General features: G+C 59.9%; 2 protein-coding genes. One reads left to right on the top strand and one right to left on the bottom strand.

Translation table 11 applies throughout. The features are described 5' to 3' along the window. Positions 1 to 205 precede the first annotated feature (205 nt). A complete protein-coding gene (gene rarD / locus ACW9JE_RS30480) occupies positions 206 to 1,093 on the top strand; it encodes an EamA family transporter RarD (protein ID WP_224541657.1) in 888 nt (295 codons plus the stop codon). A gap of 216 nt (positions 1,094 to 1,309) precedes the next feature. Here rarD and ACW9JE_RS30475 read toward each other — a convergent pair whose 3' ends face one another. Then, a complete protein-coding gene (locus ACW9JE_RS30475; protein WP_224541659.1) occupies positions 1,310 to 1,828 on the bottom strand; it encodes a glycine cleavage system protein R in 519 nt (172 codons plus the stop codon). Positions 1,829 to 1,953 lie beyond the last annotated feature (125 nt).

Raw genomic sequence — 1,953 nt, 5'->3', positions numbered from 1 at the left:
CGAAGACGGCGTGTCAGTCACCAGTGAAGTCGACTGGACGGACGCCTTCGCGGGCAAGCCTCGCTCCTACAGGTTTTGTGTTGATTGGATGCGCTCGTTCGCACATGAATATTGCTCACAATTACCCAACTTATTTGCGCAGGACAGCCACCGGCAAATCTCCCTACAATCGCTCCTTTGTTAGCTGCCTAAGCAAGGACTCTGCATGCAAGCTGCCAACCCGCGTCTGGGTTACATACTGGGCTTGACCGCCTACATCATCTGGGGACTTTTCCCGCTTTATTTCAAAGCCATCGCCAGCGTGCCTGCGGTGGAAATCATCATCCATCGGGTGCTGTGGTCGGCGCTGTTCGGCGCCCTGCTGCTGATGGTGTGGAAGCACCCGGGCTGGTGGCGCGAGTTGCGCGAGAACCCCAAACGCCTGGCGATCCTGGCCCTGAGCGGCACCCTGATCGCGGCCAACTGGCTGACCTACGTGTGGTCGGTGAACAACGGTCGCATGCTCGAAGCCAGCCTCGGCTACTACATCAACCCATTGATCAACGTATTGCTGGGCATGCTGATCCTCGGCGAGCGGCTGCGGCGCATGCAGTGGGTTGCGGTGGGCCTGGCGACCATCGGCGTGGCGCAGCAGGTGTGGCAGGTGGGCAGTCTGCCGTGGGTGTCGCTGATGCTGGCGCTGAGCTTCGGTTTCTACGGACTGATCCGCAAGCAAGCGCCGGTCAAGGCCCTGCCGGGTCTGGTGGTGGAAACCTGGATGCTGGTGCCGATCGCCATTGCATGGTTGCTGTTCAACCCGACGGCGCACAGCGCGCAGGCCGAATTCTGGACCACCTCCGAAGCTTGGTGGCTGGTGGCAGCAGGCCCGGTCACGCTGGTCCCGCTTGTGTGTTTCAACGCTGCCGCGCGGCACCTGCCCTACACCACCCTGGGTTTCCTCCAGTACCTGGCGCCGACGCTGGTGTTGCTGCAGGCGGTGCTGCTGTTTGGTGAGCACCTGTCTTCCGCCACGTTAATGGCGTTCATGTTCATCTGGGCAGGTCTTGCGGTTTACAGCATCGATGCGTGGATAAGTCTGCGTCGCCGCAACTGATCAAAAAACATACAAACCTCTGCAGGCCACGGTTCACTTGGCCTGCATGGTTCCTTCCCAAGGTTATCCACAACGTGATCCCCGGCGTTTGTGCGCAAGTCACTGAATGTTGGCGCTTTTTTGATCAACTCTCGCCAAGCCACGGATAACGTGGCCTGGCGCGCAGTCTCTACAGGTTATCCACAGGCAGGTGCACGTTTAAACTGGATAACCCGATCAGGGTTCACTGCGCAGTACCAACTCCACCATCAGGTCGTCAGCCAGGGTTTCCAGGCGCGATTGCAGCACGTCCAGTGACAGCGTCAGCGGCACCGCGAGAATCGCTTCGGCGTGAAACAGCGGCTCGCTGCTCATCGGCGCCGGTCGCACCTCGGTCACCAGGCGCTCCAGGTTGACCCCCTGCTCGCTCAACAGGCGCGTGATGTCCCGAACGATCCCCGGCCGGTCATTGCCCACCAGTTCCATTTCAATCGGTTTCCAGGTGCAGGATTGCTCGATACTGCTTTCGGCGATCAACACGCGAATGCCGTGGGCCGACAAAGCCTGCAGGGCATCGACCAGCGAATCGTAACCTTCGGCCGGAACCCCCACTCGAAGAATCCCGGCAAATTGCCCGGCCATGCGCGACATCCGGCTTTCCAGCCAGTTGCCGCCCTGCTCGGCAATGCATTGGGCAATGCGCTCAACCTGCCCGGGCTTGTCCGGGGCGAAAACCGTGAGTACGAGATGGTCCATGGCGCAGCCCTCTGGTCATGTCTTTTGTTATGGAAAAACAAGTATAGGCAAGGGTTAAGCCGGTGCTGACAGGTCTGACGCCTTCGCGGGCAAGCCTCGCTCCTACAAGTTGCACAAAACCTGTA

It is taken from the genome of Pseudomonas sp. SDO55104_S430 (assembly GCF_054070595.1).
Note: the sequence above shows the minus strand (reverse complement) of the source record. Positions and strands in the feature narration are given on the sequence as shown.